A 19,452-nucleotide genomic window follows, 5' to 3' on the forward strand; every position below is an offset into this window, starting at 1 on the left:
CCTTATGCTTGCCGGCCATGTGGCCAGGAGAGCAGTCATCCGCCGGGGGTCCGCACTCCGGGCAGCCGAATCCGTATCAGCAGCCCGGCTACCAGCAGCACACCGCGCACCCCGGTCAGCAGCCGCCCGTCCCGTGGAACGCACCCACGGTCACGGCGGGTCCGCCGCCGGGCGGCGGGCCGGACGGACGCCGCACGAAGGTGGTGGCGATCGTCGCGGCGACGGCCGTCGTGGTGACCGCCGCCGTGGCCGGAGTGGTCCTGCTCGGCGGCGGCGAGGACGACCGGGCCGAGCCTGACCCGGTCGCGTCGTCGGCGTCCGCCCCCTCACCCTCCGGCGACCCGCGGAACGCGGACGACGCCCCCCAGCCGACCGTCTCCGGCTGGAACACCGTGGTGAACACGGACCTCGACATCGCCTTCGACGTACCGGCCTCCTGGAAGCGGCAGTCGCCCGACTGGGTCAGCTTCGTCACGGACGACGCGGACCCCGACGACAAGCCGCTGATCGCCATGAGGGCCCCGGCCGTGCTCCAGGAGGAGTGGTGCTCCTCGGACGACGACAAGGACGGCTCGGTGGACCACACGCCCCTCGCCTCCGCCGGGACCCGGGGCAACGACGGGGCGCGGAGCACCGAGGAGATCGCCCGGGCCGACTCGGCGGAGTGGGTGTACGGGGCGTTCACCCAGCCCGACCGGAAGGCGATCAGGACGGAGCCGGTGGTCTCCTTCACCACCGCCTCCGGCATCACCGGCAGCCTGACCACCTCCCGGTCGGCCGGAGTGGTGAAGCGGGGCAAGTGCGACATCGACGGCAAGGCCACGACCTTCGCCTTCAAGTCCGCCGACGGCGACCTGGTGTCCTGGTCGTTCGTCGGTGCCGCGCGCGTCGGTGACGAGGTGCCGGACGCCATGGTCCGGCAGATCGCCGGCACCGTCCGGCAGTTCACGCCGTCGGACTCCTGAGGAACGCGGCACCGCCGCCCGCGCGCCGCCCGCCGGCCGTCCGCTTCGGTACGTCCCTGACAAGGGGCAGTGACCGAAACGTGTCCTGCACCGCACTAGGGTGACTGCACATGTGGCCAGGACAGCAGCCGCCCGGGGGCGAGCAGAATCCGCAGAACAACCCGTACCAGCAGCCGGGGTACCAGCAGCCGAATCCGTATCAGCAGCCCGGCTACCAGCAGCAGCCCGGTCCGTACGGACAGCAGCCGCAGTGGGGCGCCCACCAGCCCCCCGGCCCGCCCGAGCCGCCGACCGTCGTCGGCGGGAGCGGCGGTGGCGGTGGCGGTGGCGGCAACCGGACGAAGCTGGTCGCGATCGTCGCGTCGCTCGCCGTGGTGGTGGCCGCCGGCGTGACCGGATTCCTGGTGCTGGGCGGCGACAAGGACGACGAGGCCGACGGCGGCAAGGACGCGAAGCCGACCGCGACCGCCACCAAGTCCGCGTCCCCGACGGTCGATCCGAGCGCGTCCGGCGACGACAACCCGCGCGGCGGCGGCGAGCTGAAGCCGACCGTCGAGGGCTGGAAGGTCGTCGCCAACCCGCGCTTCGGCACCATGTTCGACGTGCCGGCCGACTGGGAGATCGAGAGCACCGACACGAGCGTCGGGTTCGAGTGGGAGGAGAAGGGCAAGACGGAACGCACCACCGTCACCGCCCCGGCCTACCTCAAGTCCGAGTGGTGCACCGAGGACTCCAACAAGGACGGCCGCAAGGAGAGCACCGCCCTCGCCACCGCCGGCACCCGCGGTGAGGACGGCGCCAAGACCACCGCCGAGGCGGCCGAGACCCGGGTGCCGTGGTGGATCTACGGCGGCTACACGGAGCCGGACCGCAAGAGCGTCAAGTACGACAAGCCGAAGGACTACACCACGGCCTCCGGCATCAAGGGCAGCGTCGCCACGGCCCACTCCGAGGGCACCCCGCAGAAGGGGAAGTGCGACAGCGAGGGCAAGGCGATCACGTTCGCCTTCAAGAACGGCGCGGGCAACTTCGTCACCTGGAACCTCTACGGAGCCAAGGGCGTCAAGGACGAGATCCCCGAGGCGACGATCCAGAAGATCCTGTCCACCGTGCGCCTGACCGAGGCCCCGCCGACCGAGAGCTGAGCCTGCCGTCCGTCACGCCGTCGCTCAGCCGATGCCGAACGCCCCTGCGGGAGGCTCGGGCGACGGCTGGGCGTCCTCGTCCCGCACCGGCCGCGCGTCGCCGATGAAGTCCCGCAGCGCGGGGCCGTGCGCGACGCGGGCCGGGAAGGCGTCGGCGGCGGTGCGCCGGGCCAGCTCCGCCGTGTCGAGGGGCCGGTGCGCGGCGACGAGGACGGCGTTGCCGAAGCGGCGTCCGCGCAGCACGCCCGGTTCGGCCACCAGCGCCAGCTCCTCGAAGAGCGCGGCGAAGGCGGCGAGTTGCGAGCGCAGGAAGGCGAACGGCGCCGCGTCGGCGAGGTTGGCCAGATAGACGCCGTCGCCCCGCAGGACCCGCTCGGCCTCCCGGGCCCAGGACAGGGTCGTCAGGTGCGCGGGCACGCGGGAGCCGCCGAAGACGTCGGCGACGATCACGTCGAACGAGTCCGCGGGTGCCGCCTCCAGCCAGGCCCGCGCGTCGGCGCCGTGCGCGGTGATGCCGGCGCCGTCCGGCAGCGGCAGGTGCCCTGCGACCAGGTCCAGCAGACCGAGGTCGGCCTCCACGACGTCCTGCCGCGACCCGGGCCGCGTCACGTGCACGTACCGGGGCAAGGTGAACGCGCCCCCGCCGAGGTGCAGCACGTCCAGCGGACGGCCCGGCTCCGCCACGGTGTCCAGGGCGTGGCCGAGCCGCCGCGTGTACTCGAACTCCAGGTGGGCCGGCTCGTCCAGGTCGACGTAGGACTGCGGCGCCCCGTCGACGGTGAGCAGCCAGGCCCGTGGCCGGTCGACGTCCGGCATGAGCTTCACGGTGCCGTGGCCGGTGACGCGGCTGACGGGTATGGCTTCGTCCGGTCCCTCGTGGTTCACCTCTCCATTGTGCGGGCCGGGCGAAGCCGCCGCGGGGGCGGGACCGTCCACGACGGTCCCGCCCCCCGGCCGGCCGCGCCGGAGGGCACGGGTTCTCACCCGACGGACGTCACCGTCCCCGCACCCACCGTCCGCCCGCCCTCGCGGACGGCGAACCCGAGGCCGGTCTCGAGCGGCATGTCCCGCCCCAGCTCCACCGTCATCGTGACGGTGTCCCCGGGTCGGGCGACGGCCGTCTCGCCGAGGTCGACGTCCCCGACCACGTCCGCGGTGCGGAGGTAGAACTGCGGCCGGTACCCGGTCGCGACCGGCGTGGTGCGCCCGCCCTCGCGCGCCGACAGCACGTACACCTGGGCGGTGAAGCGCCGCGCGGGCACCACGCTGCCGGGCGCGGCGACCACGTGCCCCCGTCGCACCGTGTCGCGGGCGACCCCGCGCAGCAGCAGCGCCACGTTGTCCCCGGCCTGCGCCTCCTCCATGGGCTTGCCGAAGGTCTCCAGCCCGGTGACGACCGTCTCGACGGAGGCGCCGGGCACCTCGACCCGGTCGCCGACCCGGATCGTGCCGCGCTCGACGGCACCGGTGACGACGGTGCCGCGGCCGGTGATGGTGAGGACGTTCTCCACCGGCAGCAGGAACGGCGCGTCGAGATACCGCTCGGGCACGGGCACATAGGTGTCCACGGCGTCGAGCAGCGCCTCGACGGACGCCGTCCACCGCGGGTCGCCCTCCAGGGCCTTCAGTCCGGAGACCCGTACGACGGGCACGGCGTCGCCGCCGTAGCCGTGCGCGGTCAGCAGCTCGCGGACCTCCAGCTCGACGAGGTCGGTCAGCTCCTCGTCGCCCGCGTCGGCCTTGTTGAGCGCGACCACGATGTGGTCGACGCCCACCTGCCGGGCGAGCAGCACGTGTTCGGCGGTCTGGGGCATGATCCCGTCCAGCGCCGAGACGACGAGGATCGCGCCGTCGAGCTGGGCGGCGCCGGTGACCATGTTCTTCACGTAGTCGGCGTGGCCGGGCATGTCGACGTGCGCGTAGTGCCGGGTGTCGGTCTCGTACTCGACGTGCGCGATGTTGATGGTGATGCCGCGCGCCGCCTCCTCCGGGGCGCGGTCGATGCGGTCGAACGAGACATACCGGGTGCTGCTGTCGGCGCCGCGCTCGGCGAGCACCTTGGTGATGGCGGCGGTCAGGGTGGTCTTGCCGTGGTCGACATGGCCCATCGTGCCGATGTTCAGATGCGGTTTGGTGCGGACGTACGCCGTCTTGGACATGGCGGTACCTCGAAGCCTCGTGGCGGTGGTGGGGACCCCTGGGGCCGGCCGACCCTCCCCCTGCGGGGTCCGCCGGACGATCCGGGGAGGGTCAGCTTCGGGCGCCGTCGACTGCGGCGGTGAAGTGGGGAACGGCAGCCTTCGGGGCATCCGCGACCGCGGATGCTGCGAGGTGGAAGGCGTACCGGAACATGACGCCGATCATCGCCGAGGCGTCGTCCCACGTCGAATGCTTTTCCCGGCGGGACGGTCCGCCCCGAGGACGCCTGCCCGCCCGGCGCTAGGGACCGATGTTCCGCAGCGCCTCTCGCACGGACAGTGGGGCGAGGGCCCGCTCGTGCGCGGCCACGAAGGCGCGTACGGCGCCGGGGTCGGTCTTCGCGTACTCGCGCAGGCACCAGCCGATGGCCTTGCGGACGAAGAAGTCGGGGTGTCCCGACCGGCGCCGGCAGTAGCCGAAGAGACGGTCGCTGTCGGTGCGTTCCCGGTAGCGCAGTTGGTGGAGGAGGGCGGCGCGGACCAGCCAGCGGTCGTCGTCCGCGATCCAGGCGTCCATGTCGGCCGTCAGACCGCGGTCGGCCGCGACCAGCCCGCCGACGACGTGCGCGGCGAGCAGGTCGACGGTGTCCCACCAGGGGACGGTGGTGAGCAGATGCCGGACCACCGGCAGGAAATCCGAGGAGCAGTACGTCACATGACGGCGCAGGAGGTCGACGGCGAAGTAGTGGTACTCGCGCTCGGGCAGCCGCCAGCAGCGCAGCGCGATCGCGGTGCGGTCCGCCTCGTCCGGGCGGGGCAGACCGTCCAGGACCGTGCGGGACAGGGCACGGCGAACAGGCGTGGTCAGGCCCAGGAAAGGGGCCACGTGCTTCATGTACGCCTGCATCGCCACGGCCCGCTCGGGGTCGGCGGCACCGGTGTACACGGCGGTGAGCCGCTCCATCACGGTGTCGGCGAGAGGGCTGTGCGGCACGTCCGGAATTCCCGCGTCTGTGACGCTCATGAGACGCACCCTACGGCGATCACACACATATGTCGGTTAGTGTCGCCGGATGCTCGATGCCACCACCCGCTCTGGGGGCACCATCACGGCCTCTCCCCGGGCCGCCGCGACGGAGGTCGCCGTCGCCACGGCCGCCGGGCCCGTCGCACCGCCCGGTCTCGCCGCCCGCGCGACGAGAGTCCTGCTCTCCCCGTGGTCCCGCTTCTCGCTGCTCGTCGCCCTGCTGGCGTCGGCCGGGACGGCGGTGGTGCTGTTCCAGCCGCAGCGGCTGCTGACGAACGGCTGGCCGCCACAGCTCGGGGGCGCCGCGGCGGCGCTCGCCTACGCGGTGGCGTACGGGCTGTGCACCGTCGCCTTCGTACCGCGTCCGCTGCTCAACCTGGCCGCGGGTGCCCTCTTCGGCTCGCAGCTGGGCCTCGCCTCCGCCCTGGCGGGGACGGTGCTGGGCGCGGGCATAGCCTTCTGTCTCGGCCGGGTGCTGGGCCAGGAGGCGCTGCGTCCGCTGCTGCGGGGCAAGTGGCTGAAGGCGGCGGACGGGCAGCTGAGCCGGCACGGCTTCCGCTCGATGCTGGCGGCGCGGCTGTTCCCGGGGGTGCCGTTCGCCGCCGCCAACTACTGCGCGGCCGTCTCCCGCATGGGCCTGCTGCCCTTCCTGCTGGCGACGGGCCTCGGCTCGATCCCGAACACCGCCGCCTACGCCGTCGCCGGCGCGCGCGCCTCGACGCCGACCTCGCCGGCCTTCCTGATCGCCATGGCCTGCATCGCCCTGCCGGGGCTGGCCGGCGCGGTGGTGGCCTGGCGCAGGCGACACCGGCTGCGCGGGCACTGACGGCCGCCTGCCCGCGGACCGCCGACGCGGACAGCGGCGGGGGCCGTCCCCCCTGTCGTCCGCCCGTCATTTCGGGGCGCTACGCTGCCCCTCGACACGCCTGATCCTGATCACCGCGGACGGTGGCTCGGTGTGTCCATCGACCGTTCCTCGATCGGCACTTGGACTCCGTAACTTCATGTCTTGGTTTGAATCCCTCATCCTCGGACTCGTCCAGGGGCTGACCGAGTTCCTCCCCGTGTCCTCCAGCGCGCACCTGCGCCTGACCGCGGCGTTCTCCGGCTGGCACGACCCGGGGGCGGCCTTCACGGCGATCACCCAGATCGGCACGGAGGCCGCCGTCCTCATCTACTTCCGCAAGGACATCGGGCGGATCATCTCGGCCTGGACCCGCTCGCTCACGAACAAGGAGATGCGCCGCGACCCGGACGCCCGCATGGGGTGGCTGGTGATCATCGGCTCGGTCCCGATCGGCGTGCTCGGCCTGACGCTGAAGGACCAGATCGAGGGGCCGTTCCGCGACCTGCGCATCACCGCGACCATGCTGATCGTCGTCGGCGTGATCATCGGCATCGCGGACCGGCTGGCGGCCCGGGACGAGCAGGGCGGCCGGCACCGGGCGCCGAAGCAGCGCAAGGATCTGGACAACCTGGGCGTCCGGGACGGCCTGATCTACGGCCTCTGCCAGGCCATGGCCCTCGTCCCGGGCGTCTCCCGCTCCGGCGCGACCATCAGCGGCGGTCTCTTCATGGGCTACCGGCGCGAGGCCGCGGCCCGGTACTCGTTCCTGCTCGCGGTCCCCGCGGTGCTCGCCTCCGGCCTGTTCGAGCTCAAGGACGCCATGGAGAGCGACCACGTCTCCTGGGGCCCGACGCTGTTCGCGACGGTCATCGCCTTCGGCACGGGATATGTCGTGATCGCGTGGTTCATGAAGTTCATCTCCACCAAGAGCTTCATGCCGTTCGTCTGGTACCGCATCGCGCTCGGCATCCTCATCATCGGCCTGGTCGCGGCCGGGGTGCTCAGCCCGCACGCCGCCGAGTCCGCCGGCTGACGGGCATATGCCTGCGTAGCCGTCCGGTAGCGCAGTGTCAGTGCTTGCCCCTAGGCTTGTCCGCATGTCCCCCGATTACGTGACCCCTGGTTCCGTGCGTTCCGCCGCGGAGCTGAACGACCAGATCCGCTCCCTGTGGCGACGTGCGGGCGGATCCCTGTCGGCTCAGGAGCGAGTGGAGTACGAGCTGCTGGTCGTCGAGTGGGCCGCCGCGATCCGCTGCGAGATCATCGAGGCCGCCTAGGGTCTGGCGCGGCGTAGCGTGCGCCTCAGCGTCCGCCCGCGACCCGCAGGACCGTCCCCGTCGTGTAGGACGCGTCCGGTGACATCAGCCAGGCGACGGCCGCCGCGATCTCCTCGGCCCGGCCCGCACGCCCCAGCGGTACGGCCGCACCCATCCTCCGGGCCCGGTCCGGGTCGCCCATGGCGGCATGCATGTCGGTGTCGACGACGCCCGGCGCGACGGCGTTGACGCGGACCCCGGCCGGGCCGAGCTCTTTGGACAGGCCCACGGTGAGGGCGTCGACGCCCGCCTTGGACGCCGCGTAGTGGACGTACTCCCCCGGGCTGCCGAGGGTCGCGGCGCCCGACGACACGTTGACGATCGCCCCGCTCCCCCGCGACGTCATCAGTTGTGCGGCGCGGCGGGCACACAGCAGCGCGCCCAGCAGGTTGACGTCGACGACCCGGCGCAGGTCCGCGGTGTCGCTGTCGGCGAGGCGCCCCAGCGGGCCGGTCACCGCCGCGTTGTTCACGAGGCCGGTCACCGGGCCGAGTTCACGCTCCGCCGTGTCGAAGAGGTGATCGACGTCGGCCTCGACCGAGGTGTCGGCCCGCACCGTGAGGGCACGGCCGCCCGTCTCCCGCACCCCGGCCGCGACCGCGTCGGCGGCCGCCCGGTCGCGAACGTAGCCGACGACGACGTCGTGTCCGTCGGAGGCGAGACGCAGGCAGGTCGCGGCGCCGATCCCCCGGCTGCCTCCGGTGACGACGGTGACGGGACGGGTCATGGTCCAACCTCCTGCGCGAGCGTTTTTGATCGATCATCGATCATCCTAGGCGGGGATCGCCCGCCTGCCCAGGCTCCGTGCCCGGCTCACCGGCAGAGGTGCTCCAGGGCGCCGTCCTCCAGCGGCAGCGGCCGTTCCACCGGCAGCAGCGCGGTGGCCCGCTCGTTCTCGCCGGCCTTGACGAGCCCGTGGATCTCGGCGGCGAGCGGCGTCACGTCCTCGATGCCCACGATCCACTCGTCGGCGTACCGCGCCGCCGCCTCCCCGGCCAGGCCCAGCTGCAGCGACCGGTACGGCAGCGGGGCGAGGCGCAGATCGCGTTCGGGGTCCCACTGCACGCGCGCGGGCGCCCGGCAGAGCTGCCGCTGCCAGGTCTCCTTGTCGCCGTGCAGATCGGGGACGTAGTGGGACAGACAGGCGTTGTGCAGCGCCCAGACGAAGCCCTCCCGGTCGATCTCGACGGATAGGACCGTCTCCTGGTTCTCCTTGGTGCCCCATCCGCAGCGGTACATCATCCACAGGAACGAGGGCTTGATCCAGGTCATGCGGTCGCGCTTCCAGGAGGACGGGAAATGCCCGTCGCGGGCCGCCGCGCGGCCGATTTCCGGGCGGTAGGCCTGGTACACGGTGACCGTGGAGTCGGTGTGGCGGGCACGTACGCGGAACCGGGGTTCCGGCTGATCGTTGTGATCGTTCTGCTCGTTCATGCCGGAAAGAATCGGCGTCCGCACCCGTCCGCGGCCACCGAATATCGCCCCGGTGCGGCGCCTGCCCGGTCGGCGCGCCGCCGGTGTGATCAACTGAACGGGTCCGCGCCGAGAGCGCACACTGAAAGCACCACCGGGTAGGGAGCCGCCCATGAAGTCGCTCGGCCACTGGCTCACCTCCCCCTGGCGGCGCTCGGCCGTCGCCGTGCTCGCCGGCGCGCTGCCCGTCCTCGCCTTCCCCGGCCCCGCCCTGTGGTGGTGGGCCTGGGTGGCCCTCGTCCCCTGGCTGCTGCTGGCGCGCGGTGCGCCGACGGGGCGGCGGGCGGTGTACGACGGCTGGTGCGCGGGGTTCGGGTTCATGCTGGCCATGCACCACTGGCTGCTGCCCAGCCTGCACGTGTTCACGTTCGTCATCGCCGCGCTGCTCGGCGTGCTCTGGGCGCCGTGGGGCTGGATGGTGCGGCGGCTGCTGGGCGGGGCCCCGTCGGGCCGGGGCGTCGCGGCGGCGCTCCTGGTGCTGCCGTCGGGCTGGCTGGCCGTGGAGCTGGTCCGGTCCTGGCAGGGACTCGGCGGTCCCTGGGGCATGATCGGCGCGAGCCAGTGGCAGGTCGCCCCGGCGCTGCGGCTCGCCTCGGTCGGCGGGGTGTGGCTGCTCAGCTTCCTGGTGGTGGCCGTCAACGTGGCGCTCGCCGTCCTGATCGCCGTCCGCCGGGCGCGCGTGCCCGCCGTGGCCGGGCTCGTCGCCACCGCCGCCGCCACGTCCGCCGCCTGGGTGTGGGCGCCGCGCCCCGACACCGGCGAGCACGTCGCCGTCGCCGTGGTGCAGCCCGGCGTCGTGGCCGGCCGCGACAGCGCCGACCGGCGCTTCGACCGGGAGGAACAGCTCACCCGCGAACTGGCGGGCCGGGGCGTCGACCTGATCGTCTGGGGTGAGAGCAGCGTCGGCTTCGACCTGGACGACCGGCCGGACCTGGCGCGGCGGCTGGCCGCCCTGACCCGGGAGACCGGCGCGGACATCCTGGTCAACGTGGACGCGCGGCGCTCGGACAAGCCCGGCATCTACAAGAGCTCGGTGCTCGTCGGCCCGGACGGCCCGACCGGCGACCGGTACGACAAGATGCGGCTGGTCCCCTTCGGGGAGTACGTGCCGGCGCGCTCACTGCTCGGCTGGGCCACCTCCGTCGGCAAGGCGGCGGGCGAGGACCGCCGGCGCGGCTCGGAGCAGGTCGTGATGGACGTCGGCAAGGGGCTGCGGGTCGGTCCGATGGTGTGCTTCGAGAGCGCCTTCCCCGACATGAGCCGGCATCTGGCCGCCGACGGTGCCGAGGTGCTGCTCGCCCAGTCGTCCACGTCGACGTTCCAGGACACCTGGGCGCCCGCGCAGCATGCCTCGCTGGCCGCGCTGCGCGCCGCCGAGACCGGCCGGCCGATGGTCCACGCGACGCTGACCGGGGTCTCCGCCGTCCATGACGCGACGGGTGCGCGGATCGGCGCCTGGCTGGGCACCGACGCGAGCGAGGCGCGGGTGTACGACGTGCCGCTCGCGCACGGCACCACCCCGTACGTCCGCTTCGGCGACTGGACGGTGCACGGGGCGCTGCTGGTCCTGGCGGCCTGGGCCGCCGTCGACGGGGTGCGGACGCTGCGGCTCAGGCGGTCGGATCCGTCACCGCGCGTACCACCCGCTCGCACAGCTCATGGGTCGCCAGCGCGTCCCGGGCACTGAGCACCTCGCCCGCGCGCACGGCGTCGAGGAAGGCGAGCACGGCCTGCTCGATGCCGCGCTGCCGGGCCACCGGCACCCAGTCGCCGCGACGCCGCACGGTCGGCTGGCCCTTGTGGTCGATCACCTCGGCGAGGTTGACCACCTGGCGCTTGGTGTCCTGGCCGGAGACCTCGAGGACCTCCTCGGACGAGCCGCTGAGCCGGTTCATCACGCCGAGCGCGGTGAAGCCGTCCCCGGCGAGCTGGAGCACGACGTGGTGGAGCAGGCCGTCCTCGGCGCGGAAGCGCACGGTGACGTCGTCGACCGGGCCCGGCACCAGGAAGCGCAGGGTGTCGACGACGTGGATGAAGTCGTCGAGGATCATCGTGCGCGGCTCCTCGGGGAGCCCCGTGCGGTTCTTCTGCATGAGGATCAGCTCGCGCGGGTGCTCGGCGCACTGCGCGTACCCGGGGGCGTGGCGCCGGTTGAAGCCGACGGCGAGGCTCGTGCCGCGCCGCTCGGCGAGCTCCACCAGCCGCTCGGAGTCGGCGAGTTCGTAGGCGAGCGGCTTGTCGACGTAGGTCGGTACGCCCGCTTCCAGGAGCCTCGTCACGATCTCGGGGTGGACCGCCGTCGGCGCGTGGACGAAGGCGGCGTCGAGATCCTGGGCGAGGAGGGAGTCGAGGTCGGTGTGACGCTGCCCCTCGGGGATCCGCAGGCCGTCGGCGACGCGGCCGAGGGTCGCGGGGGTGCGGGTCTGCAGGTGCAGCTCGGCACCGGGCAGGACGGAGAGCACCGGCAGGTAGGCCTTCTGCGCGATGTCGCCGAGTCCGATGCAACCGACCTTCACGGGGTGTACTCCTCTATCGCTCGCCTGACCTGGTCCGCTGCGAAGCATACGGCGCCTGCGGGGGCCGCCAGTCGGCGATGCCGTCGAAGCTCCGCAGGAACAGGGCGGGACCGGCCTTCGACAGCACGGTGATCGCGGCGTCGCGTAGGGCGGTCACGGCGCGGTTGCCCGCCATGTTGAGCCGGGCGACCTTGACGGCCTGCCGTGCGACGGCGGTCGTCCGGGGCAGGCGGGCCGCCGTGTAGGCGGCGAGGTCGTCCCGGTGGTGGGCGAGCACGACCGCGTCCTCGATCGCCTGGTTGCCGCCCTGGCCGAGGGTCGGCGGCATCGCGTGGGCCGCGTCCCCGAGGAGGGCGACCCTGCCACGGTGGTGGGCGGGCAGCGGTTCCGCGATGTGGTGCACGTCGTGGCGCAGGACGTCCTCGGGGCGGGCCGCGGCGAGGACGGCGGGGATCGGCTGGTGCCAGTCGCCGTACAGGCGCAGCAGCTCCGCCCGCTCGTCCGCCGCGTGCCCGCCGGCCGCGGTGACGGCGGCGGCGTAGGCGTAGATGCGGCCGTCCTTGAGCGGGTGCGTGCCCCAGATGCGGCCCCGGCCCCAGGTCTCGTGCGAGGCGAAGGCGACGCCGGGCAGCGGGATGACCAGCCGCCAGGTGGTGAAGCCGGAGTAGACGGGTCCGGGGTGGTCCGGGAACAGCTCCCGGCGTACGGCGGAGCGGATGCCGTCGGCGGCCACGACCAGGTCCGCCTCCAGCTCGCCGTCGGGTGTGCGCACGCGGGCCGGCCGGTCGGCGTCGCCGGGGTGGGCGAGGGTCGCGGCGGTGCCGGTGCGGATCGCGCCGTCCGGCAGCCGGGCGGCGAGGCGGTCGATGAGCGTGGCCCGGTGCAGCAGCACGAGCGGGCCGCCGAAGCGGGCCGCCGCGGCCTCGGCGCTGGACCGGGAGAGCCAGCGCCCGCCGGGGGTGCGCAGGCCCCCGTCGCCCTGCCAGGCCGCGAGGCCGCGGATCTCGTCGCCGAGGCCGATGACGTCCAGGGCACGCAGCGCGTTGGGCGACAGGGAGATGCCTGCGCCGACGGGTTCCAGGGTCGGGGACCGCTCCAGGACGGTCACCCGCAGGCCGGCACCGTGCAGGGCCGCCGCGGCGGCGAGTCCCCCGATCCCGCCGCCGATCACGACGGCCTGCCCGGTCCGGCCCATGGCTCCTCCTCGCGTCCACCCTCGTCACTACATCTGTAGTGACCTCACGCCTCGACTGTACTACAGCCGTAGTGCGCCAGGTAGGTTGGCCGCATGTCCGCCCGCACCGCATCCGCCACCGGCGCCGCCCGCGCCGGCCTCGTCGCCGACGCCGCGCTCGCCCTGCTCGCCGAGCGCGGGATGCGCGGCCTCACGCATCGCGCGGTCGACGAGGCGGCCGGACTCCCCCAGGGCTCCACGTCCAACCTCGCGCGGACCCGGCAGGCCCTGCTGGAACTGGCGGTGCGGCGGCTCGCCGAGCGGGAGGCGCGGGTCCTGGCCCTGCACGAGATGCCGGACCCGCGCGCCGGCCTCGACGCCCTGGTGGACGCGCTGGCGCTGGCGACGCACCGTGCGCTGACCCGCAACCGCGAACTCACCCTGGCCCGCTACGAACTGGCGCTGGAGGCCACGCGCCGGCCCGAGCTGCGGGCCTACTTCGACGCCGCCGGCGCCCGCTTCCGCGAGCAGCTCGGCACCCTCGTCACGGCGATGGGCTCGGCCGCCCCGGCCCGCCATGTGCTGTCGCTCGTCGCCTGGGCGGACGGGCTGATGTTCTCGTGCGTGGCGGGGTCGTTCCACGCCGAGGTGCCGCCGCTGGACGACGTACGGGCGGACCTGCGGGAGCTGATCGGCGGGATGCTGGGCCGGTGACGGGCACAATTCCCTGGTGGATCACGCGGGGTTGGGCCAGGATGCGGACATGACCACCGACCGCCGGGAACCCGCGACCGATGCCGACGAACGCACCATGCTGGACGGCTGGCTGGACTACCACCGGCAGACGCTCGCCTGGAAATGCGAGGGCCTGACCGACGCCCAGCTCCGGACCGCCGCCGTCGCCCCCTCCACGCTGACCCTGATGGGGCTGGTGCGGCACATGGCCGAGGTGGAGCGCAGCTGGTACCGCAGGGTGATGGCGGCCGAGGACGCCGAGCCGGTCTACTACGGCGACGAGGACCCGGACGGTGACTTCCACGTGACCGAGGCGGACACCTGGCAGGAGGCGTACGCCACCTGGCAGGCCGAGATCGAGGCCGCCCGGCGCATCGCGGCCGGCTTCCACCTCGACGAGACGTCCCGGGGCAGGCACCGGCGCACCGGCGAGCGGTACAACCTCCGCTGGGTGCACACCCACATGATCGAGGAGTACGCCCGGCACAACGGCCACGCCGACCTGATCCGCGAGTGCCTCGACGGCGCCACCGGCGACTGACGTCAGCCGCCGTGGACGCGGAGCCTCCGTACGGGGGTGGAGATCACCCGCACGGGGCAACCTGCGCCCGTCCGCCGTCGCGGATCGGGCCGGACCCGACAGAGTGGCGCGGGTGCATCGAACGACGACCACCGCAACGCTTCTGCTGACCGTGGCCGTGTCGGCCCTGTCCGGCTGTACGACGGTCCAGCCCGCGTCCGGCCCGGCGGCCGGCGCCCGCCCGTCCGCACCCCACCCGGACGGCCCGGCCGCACCGCGAGTGGTGCAGGCCCCGGCCCGTGAGGCGCTGGAGATGATCCCCTCCCCGCCCGCCGACCGCGCCACGGAGCAACCGCGCCGTACGGCACGCCCCACGCCCACGGCGTCGCGCACGCCCCCGGCCGCCCGCCCTGAGCCGCGGCCACGGCCCGCACGTCCCCAGGCGCCCCGGCGGCCGGGCAGGACCACCCAGGCGCCGCGCGTCGACGTGCCCGGCCTCGGCGGGCCGGCCGGCGGGAGCACCGGCACGGGGGCGGGCCTGTGCTCCCTGGGCAGGCAGTACGGCGGCTGGCAGCCGGGCAGCCCGGAGGCGGTCATCTGCGAGCAGACGTACGGCCGCTGAGCCCCGTCGCCCGCGCTGCCTACGGCCGGCGGCGCGGTGGCCCCCACGGGCCGTCCGTCGCGGAGCCGCCGTCACCGAATCGCGCCTCCAGCCGGCGGATGGCCGCCCGCACGCCCTCGCCGTAGCGGTCGTCGGCCAGCGCCACGGCCGCGCCGCGGGCCCGCCGCAGATGCAGCCGGGCGGCCTCGCGGTGGCCGAGACGGTCGTAGTCGGCCGCCAGATTCAGGTGCAGCGAGGGATACAGGGCACGGGCGGCGTACACACCGTCGTGCTGCCCGTGGGCCCGGTCCTGGGCGAGTTCCTCTGCGGCGGACAAGGCCCTGAGGTCCCACGCCAGTTCGTCCGCCGGGTCGTCCTGGGTGTCGGCCAGGTAATGGGCGAGGGTGCAGCGGAGGAGCGGGTCGCCGTGCTCGCCGATCTCCGCCCACAGGTCGAGATAGCGGTGCCGGGCCTCCTCGCGGTCGCCCGCGTGGTGCAGCATGACGACCTGCCCGATCCGTGTCGGTACGGCGTCCGGAGCCGTCTGCTCCTGTCCCTTGGCCACCACGTCCTCCGTGCCCTCGTCGGCTGTCCCGGACGACGCTAACCGCAGGCACCGGACTTCCAGGTCAGGCGGCCCGTGACGCGCGGGCCGCCCGGCGGATCAGCCCAGGTCGGGGACGGTCCAGTCGATCGGCTCGTGCCCCTGCTCGGCGACCGCCGCGTTGATCTGCGTGAACGGACGGGAACCGAAGAACTTCTTCGCCGACAGCGGTGAGGGGTGCGCGCCCTTCACCACCACGTGCCGCGTCTCGTCGATCAGCGGCAGCTTCTTCTGCGCGTAGTTCCCCCACAGCACGAACACCGCCGGGTCGGGGCGGCCGGCCACCGCGCGGATCACCGCGTCGGTGAACAGCTCCCAGCCCCGGGACTTGTGCGAGTTCGCCTCGCCGGCCCGGACCGTGAGCACCGCGTTGAGCAGCAGGACGCCCTGCTCCGCCCAGGGCATCAGATAGCCGTTGTCCGGGATCGGGACGTCCAGCTCGGCGTGCATCTCCTTGTAGATGTTGCGCAGCGACGGCGGCACCTTCACCCCCGGCCGGACCGAGAAGCACAGGCCGTGCCCCTGGCCCTCGCCGTGGTACGGATCCTGTCCGAGGATCAGCACCTTCACCTGGTCGTAGGGCGTGGCCTCCAGCGCGGCGAAGACCTCCTCGCGCGGGGGGTAGACGGGGCCGTTCGCCCGCTCCTCCTCGACGAACTCCATCAGCTCCTTGAAGTAGGGCTTCTGCAGCTCGTCGCCCAGCACCTCGCGCCAGGACTCGGGCAGCATGGCGATGTCGGTCACGTCAACTTCCTTACGCTGTGCGGTCGCTTCCGGTCCCACAGAACCTACCGGCGACCACTGACAATCCACTCCCTGGGGCGCCCGGCCGGACCGGGGGCGGGCCCGGGGACAGCCCCCGGGAGCGGACCGCCTACCAGCTGGTCTTCCGCGACAGCTGCCACATCATCATGATCGTGGAGGGGTCCAGCGCCCGCTCCGCGCCCGAGATGTCGACGCTCGCGGCCACGTACTGCTTGCCCTGCCACAGCGGCAGCAGCCGCGCGTCGTTCACGAGGATCTGCTGCGCCCGCTCGAAGTCCTTCTCCACGTTGGCGCGGTCGCTCTCGCGCCGGGACCGGGGCAGCAGCTCGCCGGTGATCTCGGGGGCCGGGTACGGCGTGCCGAGCGCGTTCTGCTCGCCGACGAAGGGGGCGATGAAGTTCTCGGCGTCCGGGAAGTCCGGGGACCAGCCGCGGCCGAACACCGGGTACTCGCCCTTCTGGTACCCCTCGACGTACGTCTTCCAGGGCCGGCTCTTGAGGGTCACCGCGAACAGGCCGGAGTCCTCGAGCTGGCGCTTGAGCTCCTCGAACTCCGCCCCGGTCTCCGAGCCGTAGCGGTCGGACGTGTACCAGAGGGTGAGCGGGACGGGCTCGCTGATGCCGGCGTCGGAGAGGATCTCGCGGGCCTTGGAGACGCTGGGGTCGCCGTAGTCGTCGAAGAAGCCCGTGGTGTGGCCCGTCAGCCCCTTGGGGACCATCGAGTACAGCGGGTCGACGGTGTCCTGGTAGACCTTGTGCGCGATCGCCGCGCGGTCGATCACCTGGGCGACGGCCTGGCGCACGGCCTTGCGGCCGGCCCACGGGTCCTGCGGGTTGAACACCAGGTAGCTGATCTCCGCACCGGTGCCCTCGACGAGCTGGAGCTCCTCCTCCTTGGCGGCCTTGCCCTGGAGCGTGACGATGTCGTCGGCCGCGAGGCCCCGGTAGGTGACCTGGATCTCGTGGGCGCGCAGCGCCTTCACCATGCCGGCGGAGTCCTTGAAGTACCGGATCGTCACCGCGTCGTTGTGGCGCTCCGCGAAGCCCTTGTAGCGGTCGTTGCCGACGAGTTCGGCCCGCTCCCCGTCCTCGTACGACTGGAGCGCGTACGGACCGGAGCCGGCGATCCCGTCGCCCTTGCGCAGCTCGTCGGCCGGATACTCGGCGGGGTCGACGATGGACATGGCCGGCGTGGCGAGCACGAACGGGAAGGTCGCATCGGGCTTGTTGAGGTGGAAGACCACCTCGTGCTCGCTGGTCGCCTGGACCCGGTCGAGGCTGCCCAGCAGACCGGCGGGGCCGCCGTTGACGTTGATCTGCTTGATCCGGTCGATGGAGTGCTTGACCGCCTGCGCGTCCAGCGGGTGCCCGTTGGAGAAGGTCAGGCCGTCGCGCAGCTCGCACCGGAACACCTGGTTCGCCGCGTCGGTGAACGCGCAGCTCTTGGCGGCGTCGGGCTGGGGCGTGGTCGCGCCGTTGGGGTAGCTGAGCAGCGTCTGGTAGATGTTGCGGAACAGCTCCCAGGAGCCGTCCCACGAGGCCGCCGGATCCAGCGTGCTGGGCGCGCTGGTCGTACCCACGACGATCGGTCCTTCGTCCTCGGAGCTGTCGGACGACAGGATGCCGCATCCGGTGACCAGCGAAGATATGGACGCGATGGCCGCGACAGTCCGCAGGCATCGGTTCCGGTTGAACACGCGCACGCTCCTCGATCCGCCGTACCAAGGGTCGGCAGACCATACCGCAGCAGCGGCCTCCCTGAACTCCCCTGTGAACAGGGGTTTTGATCATTCTCCCGATGACTACGTTGTCATGACCCGGATGATCTCAGTACGCGGACACGGGCGCCGTCCCGTCGACGGCGCCCGTGCTGTGGCCGGGTTGCCCGGTGGTCGTGCTCCTGGTGGTGTCAGCCCACGCCGGCGTTGAGGAAGACGCCGCCGTCGACCACGAGGGTCTGGCCGGTGATCCAGGCGGACTGCTCCGAGGTCAGGAAGGCGGCGGCACCGCCGATGTCCGAGGGCACGCCGAGCCGGCCCAGCGGGTAGCCCGCGGCGGCCTCCTCCTCGCGCCCCTCGTACAGGGCGGCGGCGAACTTGGTCTTCACGACGGCCGGGGCGATCGCGTTGACCCGCACGCCCGGCGCGAACTCGTGCGCCATCTGCGCGGTGAGGTTGATCAGCGCGGCCTTGCTGACGCCGTACGCGGCGATGAAGGGCGAGGGCGCCAGGCCCGCGACGGAGGCGATGTTGACGATCGCGCCGCCGTTCTCCTTCTGCCAGGCGTGCCAGGTGCGCTGGGCGAAGCCGAGCGCGGAGATCACGTTGGTCTCGAAGACCTTGCGCGCCACGTTCAGGTCGAGGTCGGCGAGCGGTCCGAACACCGGGTTGGTGCCCGCGTTGTTGACCAGGAAGTCGACGCGGCCGAAGGCCTCCATCGTGCGCTCGACGGTGACGGCCTGGTGGGCCTCGTCGTGCGCCTTGCCGGCGACACCGATGACGCGGTCGGCGCCGAGCTTCTCGACGGCCTCCTTCAGGGCGTCCTCGTTGCGGCCGGTGATGCAGACGCGGTCGCCGCGCGCGACGAGCGCCTCGGCGACGCCGTAACCGATGCCCCGGCTGGCGCCCGTGACGATCGCGGCCCTGCCGGAGAGTGCGGGGAGTTCAGTCATGTCCGTGTTCCCTAGTCGAGCGGTCCGCCGGCCACGTACAGCACCTGGCCGGAGACGAAGCCGGCGGCCTCGCCGGTGAAGAAGGCGATCGCGTTGGCGATGTCCTCGGGCTCGCCGACGCGCGCGACCGGGATCTGGGTGGCCGCGGCGGCCTTGAAGTCCTCGAAGCCCATGCCGACGCGGTCGGCGGTGGCCTTGGTCATCTCGGTGGCGATGAAGCCGGGGGCCACGGCGTTGGCGGTGACGCCGAACTTGCCGAGTTCCTTGGCGAGGGTCTTGGTGAAGCCCTGCAGACCGGCCTTGGCGGCGGAGTAGTTGACCTGACCGCGGTTGCCGAGCGCGGAGGAGGACGACAGGTTGACGATACGGCCGAAGCCGGCGTCCACCATGTGCTTCTGACAGGCCTTCGACATCAGGAAGGCGCCGCGCAGGTGCACGTTCATGACGGTGTCCCAGTCGGAGACGCTCATCTTGAAGAGCAGGTTGTCGCGCAGCACGCCGGCGTTGTTGACGAGGATCGTGGGCGCGCCCAGCTCCTCGGCGATCCGGGCGACGGCCGCCTCGACCTGCGCCTCGTCGGAGACGTCGCAGCCGACCGCGATCGCCTTGCCGCCGGCCGCGGTGATCTTCTCGACGGTGTCCTTGCAGGCCGCCTCGTCGAGGTCGATGACGGCGACGGCGCGGCCCTCGGCGGCCAGGCGTACGGCGGTGGCGGCGCCGATGCCGCGCGCGGCTCCGGTGACGACGGCGACCCGCTGATCGTTGCTGGACATTGCTGCTTCTCCTCGTCCTGGGAATGCGGCCCGTGCGGGGCCCCTCGGCACGCCCATGGGTGAGCGACCGCTTAGTACCTCCCGCAGACGTGACGCTAGAAGCCCTGGCACTCGGTGTCAACGGGACACCGGGGCGGTGTGATCCATTACCTGGGTTCCCCGGCGCACCGGCGCCCCGGACTC

21 protein-coding genes are annotated in these 19,452 nt (G+C 72.9%); 9 read left to right on the forward strand and 12 right to left on the reverse strand.

From position 1 onward, the window contains the following. Positions 1–17: 17 nt before the first annotated feature. Both AB0E77_RS15825 and AB0E77_RS15830 read left to right on the forward strand, forming a co-directional pair. Complete coding sequence (locus AB0E77_RS15825; RefSeq protein WP_361570190.1) at positions 18–965, forward strand: hypothetical protein; 948 nt, start codon at positions 18–20, stop codon at positions 963–965. 110 nt (positions 966–1,075) lie between these two features. Then, entirely contained in the window at positions 1,076–2,110 is a 1,035-nt protein-coding gene (locus AB0E77_RS15830) for a hypothetical protein (protein WP_361570192.1), read from the forward strand. Positions 2,111–2,134: 24 nt separating this feature from the next. Here AB0E77_RS15830 and AB0E77_RS15835 read toward each other — a convergent pair whose 3' ends face one another. The 3 genes from AB0E77_RS15835 to AB0E77_RS15845 form a co-directional block, all read right to left on the reverse strand. Next, a complete protein-coding gene (locus AB0E77_RS15835; protein ID WP_361570369.1) occupies positions 2,135–2,926 on the reverse strand; it encodes a fused MFS/spermidine synthase in 792 nt (263 codons plus the stop codon). A gap of 164 nt (positions 2,927–3,090) precedes the next feature. Beyond that, positions 3,091–4,269 carry an elongation factor Tu gene (gene tuf, locus AB0E77_RS15840; protein WP_361570194.1) on the reverse strand — a complete coding sequence of 393 codons (1,179 nt, stop codon included), beginning with the start codon at positions 4,267–4,269 and terminating at the stop codon, positions 3,091–3,093. A 280-nt stretch (positions 4,270–4,549) separates the two neighbouring features. Then, positions 4,550–5,272, reverse strand: a complete 723-nt coding sequence (locus tag AB0E77_RS15845) for a DNA alkylation repair protein (RefSeq protein WP_361570196.1) — start codon at positions 5,270–5,272, stop codon at positions 4,550–4,552. 49 nt (positions 5,273–5,321) lie between these two features. Here AB0E77_RS15845 and AB0E77_RS15850 point away from each other — a divergent pair, with 49 nt between their 5' ends. The 3 genes from AB0E77_RS15850 to AB0E77_RS15860 all read left to right on the forward strand — a co-directional run bounded on the left by AB0E77_RS15850 (position 5,322) and on the right by AB0E77_RS15860 (position 7,399). Further along, complete coding sequence (locus AB0E77_RS15850) at positions 5,322–6,101, forward strand: VTT domain-containing protein (RefSeq protein WP_361570198.1); 780 nt, start codon at positions 5,322–5,324, stop codon at positions 6,099–6,101. 178 nt (positions 6,102–6,279) lie between these two features. Continuing rightward, complete coding sequence (locus AB0E77_RS15855) at positions 6,280–7,155, forward strand: undecaprenyl-diphosphate phosphatase (RefSeq protein ID WP_361570201.1); 876 nt, start codon at positions 6,280–6,282, stop codon at positions 7,153–7,155. Between the two features lie 64 nt (positions 7,156–7,219). Then, on the forward strand, positions 7,220–7,399 hold the full coding sequence (locus tag AB0E77_RS15860) for a hypothetical protein (protein ID WP_361570203.1): 180 nt from the start codon (positions 7,220–7,222) through the stop codon (positions 7,397–7,399). A 25-nt stretch (positions 7,400–7,424) separates the two neighbouring features. On the opposite strand, the gene AB0E77_RS15865 is transcribed toward AB0E77_RS15860, so the two are convergent. Together AB0E77_RS15865 and AB0E77_RS15870 are read right to left on the reverse strand one after the other, a co-directional pair. Next, positions 7,425–8,165 carry an SDR family oxidoreductase gene (locus AB0E77_RS15865; protein ID WP_361570205.1) on the reverse strand — a complete coding sequence of 247 codons (741 nt, stop codon included), beginning with the start codon at positions 8,163–8,165 and terminating at the stop codon, positions 7,425–7,427. Positions 8,166–8,251: 86 nt separating this feature from the next. Beyond that, the gene (locus AB0E77_RS15870) at positions 8,252–8,872 is read right to left on the reverse strand and encodes a DUF4291 domain-containing protein (RefSeq protein ID WP_361570207.1); all 621 of its coding nucleotides are present in this window, start codon (positions 8,870–8,872) and stop codon (positions 8,252–8,254) included. A gap of 151 nt (positions 8,873–9,023) precedes the next feature. On the opposite strand from AB0E77_RS15870, the gene lnt reads away from it, so the two are divergent. Further along, the gene (gene lnt, locus AB0E77_RS15875; RefSeq protein WP_361570209.1) at positions 9,024–10,598 is read left to right on the forward strand and encodes an apolipoprotein N-acyltransferase; all 1,575 of its coding nucleotides are present in this window, start codon (positions 9,024–9,026) and stop codon (positions 10,596–10,598) included. Here lnt and AB0E77_RS15880 read toward each other — a convergent pair. After that, positions 10,522–11,427 (reverse strand): Gfo/Idh/MocA family oxidoreductase, encoded by a 906-nt coding sequence (locus AB0E77_RS15880; protein ID WP_361570212.1) that lies wholly within the window; start codon positions 11,425–11,427, stop codon positions 10,522–10,524. The two genes, lnt and AB0E77_RS15880, sit on opposite strands and share 77 nt — an antisense overlap. A gap of 13 nt (positions 11,428–11,440) precedes the next feature. After that, positions 11,441–12,622, reverse strand: coding sequence for an FAD-dependent monooxygenase (locus tag AB0E77_RS15885; RefSeq protein WP_361570215.1), 1,182 nt, complete (start codon positions 12,620–12,622; stop codon positions 11,441–11,443). 93 nt (positions 12,623–12,715) lie between these two features. Between AB0E77_RS15885 and AB0E77_RS15890 the strand changes: the two genes are divergently transcribed. The 3 genes from AB0E77_RS15890 (at position 12,716) to AB0E77_RS15900 (ending at position 14,478) form a co-directional block, all read left to right on the forward strand. Then, a complete protein-coding gene (locus AB0E77_RS15890; protein WP_361570218.1) occupies positions 12,716–13,315 on the forward strand; it encodes a TetR/AcrR family transcriptional regulator in 600 nt (199 codons plus the stop codon). 49 nt (positions 13,316–13,364) lie between these two features. Then, positions 13,365–13,877 carry a DinB family protein gene (locus AB0E77_RS15895; RefSeq protein ID WP_361570221.1) on the forward strand — a complete coding sequence of 171 codons (513 nt, stop codon included), beginning with the start codon at positions 13,365–13,367 and terminating at the stop codon, positions 13,875–13,877. Positions 13,878–13,989: 112 nt separating this feature from the next. Further along, positions 13,990–14,478, forward strand: coding sequence for a hypothetical protein (locus tag AB0E77_RS15900; protein ID WP_361570224.1), 489 nt, complete (start codon positions 13,990–13,992; stop codon positions 14,476–14,478). Between the two features lie 19 nt (positions 14,479–14,497). On the opposite strand, the gene AB0E77_RS15905 is transcribed toward AB0E77_RS15900, so the two are convergent. From AB0E77_RS15905 to fabG, 5 genes are all read right to left on the reverse strand, one after another. After that, on the reverse strand, positions 14,498–15,022 hold the full coding sequence (locus AB0E77_RS15905; protein WP_361570227.1) for a hypothetical protein: 525 nt from the start codon (positions 15,020–15,022) through the stop codon (positions 14,498–14,500). Positions 15,023–15,121: 99 nt separating this feature from the next. After that, entirely contained in the window at positions 15,122–15,805 is a 684-nt protein-coding gene (gene ung, locus AB0E77_RS15910; protein WP_361570230.1) for a uracil-DNA glycosylase, read from the reverse strand. A 130-nt stretch (positions 15,806–15,935) separates the two neighbouring features. Then, positions 15,936–17,522, reverse strand: a complete 1,587-nt coding sequence (locus AB0E77_RS15915) for an ABC transporter substrate-binding protein (protein ID WP_361570233.1) — start codon at positions 17,520–17,522, stop codon at positions 15,936–15,938. Between the two features lie 212 nt (positions 17,523–17,734). Then, positions 17,735–18,496 (reverse strand): SDR family oxidoreductase, encoded by a 762-nt coding sequence (locus AB0E77_RS15920; protein ID WP_361570236.1) that lies wholly within the window; start codon positions 18,494–18,496, stop codon positions 17,735–17,737. Between the two features lie 11 nt (positions 18,497–18,507). Further along, a complete protein-coding gene (fabG, locus tag AB0E77_RS15925; RefSeq protein ID WP_361570239.1) occupies positions 18,508–19,269 on the reverse strand; it encodes a 3-oxoacyl-ACP reductase FabG in 762 nt (253 codons plus the stop codon). Positions 19,270–19,452: the final 183 nt, after the last annotated feature.

It is taken from the genome of Streptomyces sp. NPDC032940 (assembly GCF_040636935.1).
Lineage (GTDB): Bacteria > Actinomycetota > Actinomycetes > Streptomycetales > Streptomycetaceae > Streptomyces.

Coding starts and splice junctions, on each gene's coding strand:
- AB0E77_RS15825 (WP_361570190.1), top strand. CDS start 18: ATGTGGCCAGGAGAGCAGTCATCCGCCGGGGGTCCGCACTCCGGGCAG.
- AB0E77_RS15830 (WP_361570192.1), top strand. CDS start 1,076: ATGTGGCCAGGACAGCAGCCGCCCGGGGGCGAGCAGAATCCGCAGAAC.
- AB0E77_RS15835 (WP_361570369.1), bottom strand. CDS start 2,926: ATGCCGGACGTCGACCGGCCACGGGCCTGGCTGCTCACCGTCGACGGG.
- tuf (WP_361570194.1), bottom strand. CDS start 4,269: ATGTCCAAGACGGCGTACGTCCGCACCAAACCGCATCTGAACATCGGC.
- AB0E77_RS15845 (WP_361570196.1), bottom strand. CDS start 5,272: ATGAGCGTCACAGACGCGGGAATTCCGGACGTGCCGCACAGCCCTCTC.
- AB0E77_RS15850 (WP_361570198.1), top strand. CDS start 5,322: ATGCTCGATGCCACCACCCGCTCTGGGGGCACCATCACGGCCTCTCCC.
- AB0E77_RS15855 (WP_361570201.1), top strand. CDS start 6,280: ATGTCTTGGTTTGAATCCCTCATCCTCGGACTCGTCCAGGGGCTGACC.
- AB0E77_RS15860 (WP_361570203.1), top strand. CDS start 7,220: ATGTCCCCCGATTACGTGACCCCTGGTTCCGTGCGTTCCGCCGCGGAG.
- AB0E77_RS15865 (WP_361570205.1), bottom strand. CDS start 8,165: ATGACCCGTCCCGTCACCGTCGTCACCGGAGGCAGCCGGGGGATCGGC.
- AB0E77_RS15870 (WP_361570207.1), bottom strand. CDS start 8,872: ATGAACGAGCAGAACGATCACAACGATCAGCCGGAACCCCGGTTCCGC.
- lnt (WP_361570209.1), top strand. CDS start 9,024: ATGAAGTCGCTCGGCCACTGGCTCACCTCCCCCTGGCGGCGCTCGGCC.
- AB0E77_RS15885 (WP_361570215.1), bottom strand. CDS start 12,622: ATGGGCCGGACCGGGCAGGCCGTCGTGATCGGCGGCGGGATCGGGGGA.
- AB0E77_RS15890 (WP_361570218.1), top strand. CDS start 12,716: ATGTCCGCCCGCACCGCATCCGCCACCGGCGCCGCCCGCGCCGGCCTC.
- AB0E77_RS15895 (WP_361570221.1), top strand. CDS start 13,365: ATGACCACCGACCGCCGGGAACCCGCGACCGATGCCGACGAACGCACC.
- AB0E77_RS15920 (WP_361570236.1), bottom strand. CDS start 18,496: ATGACTGAACTCCCCGCACTCTCCGGCAGGGCCGCGATCGTCACGGGC.
- fabG (WP_361570239.1), bottom strand. CDS start 19,269: ATGTCCAGCAACGATCAGCGGGTCGCCGTCGTCACCGGAGCCGCGCGC.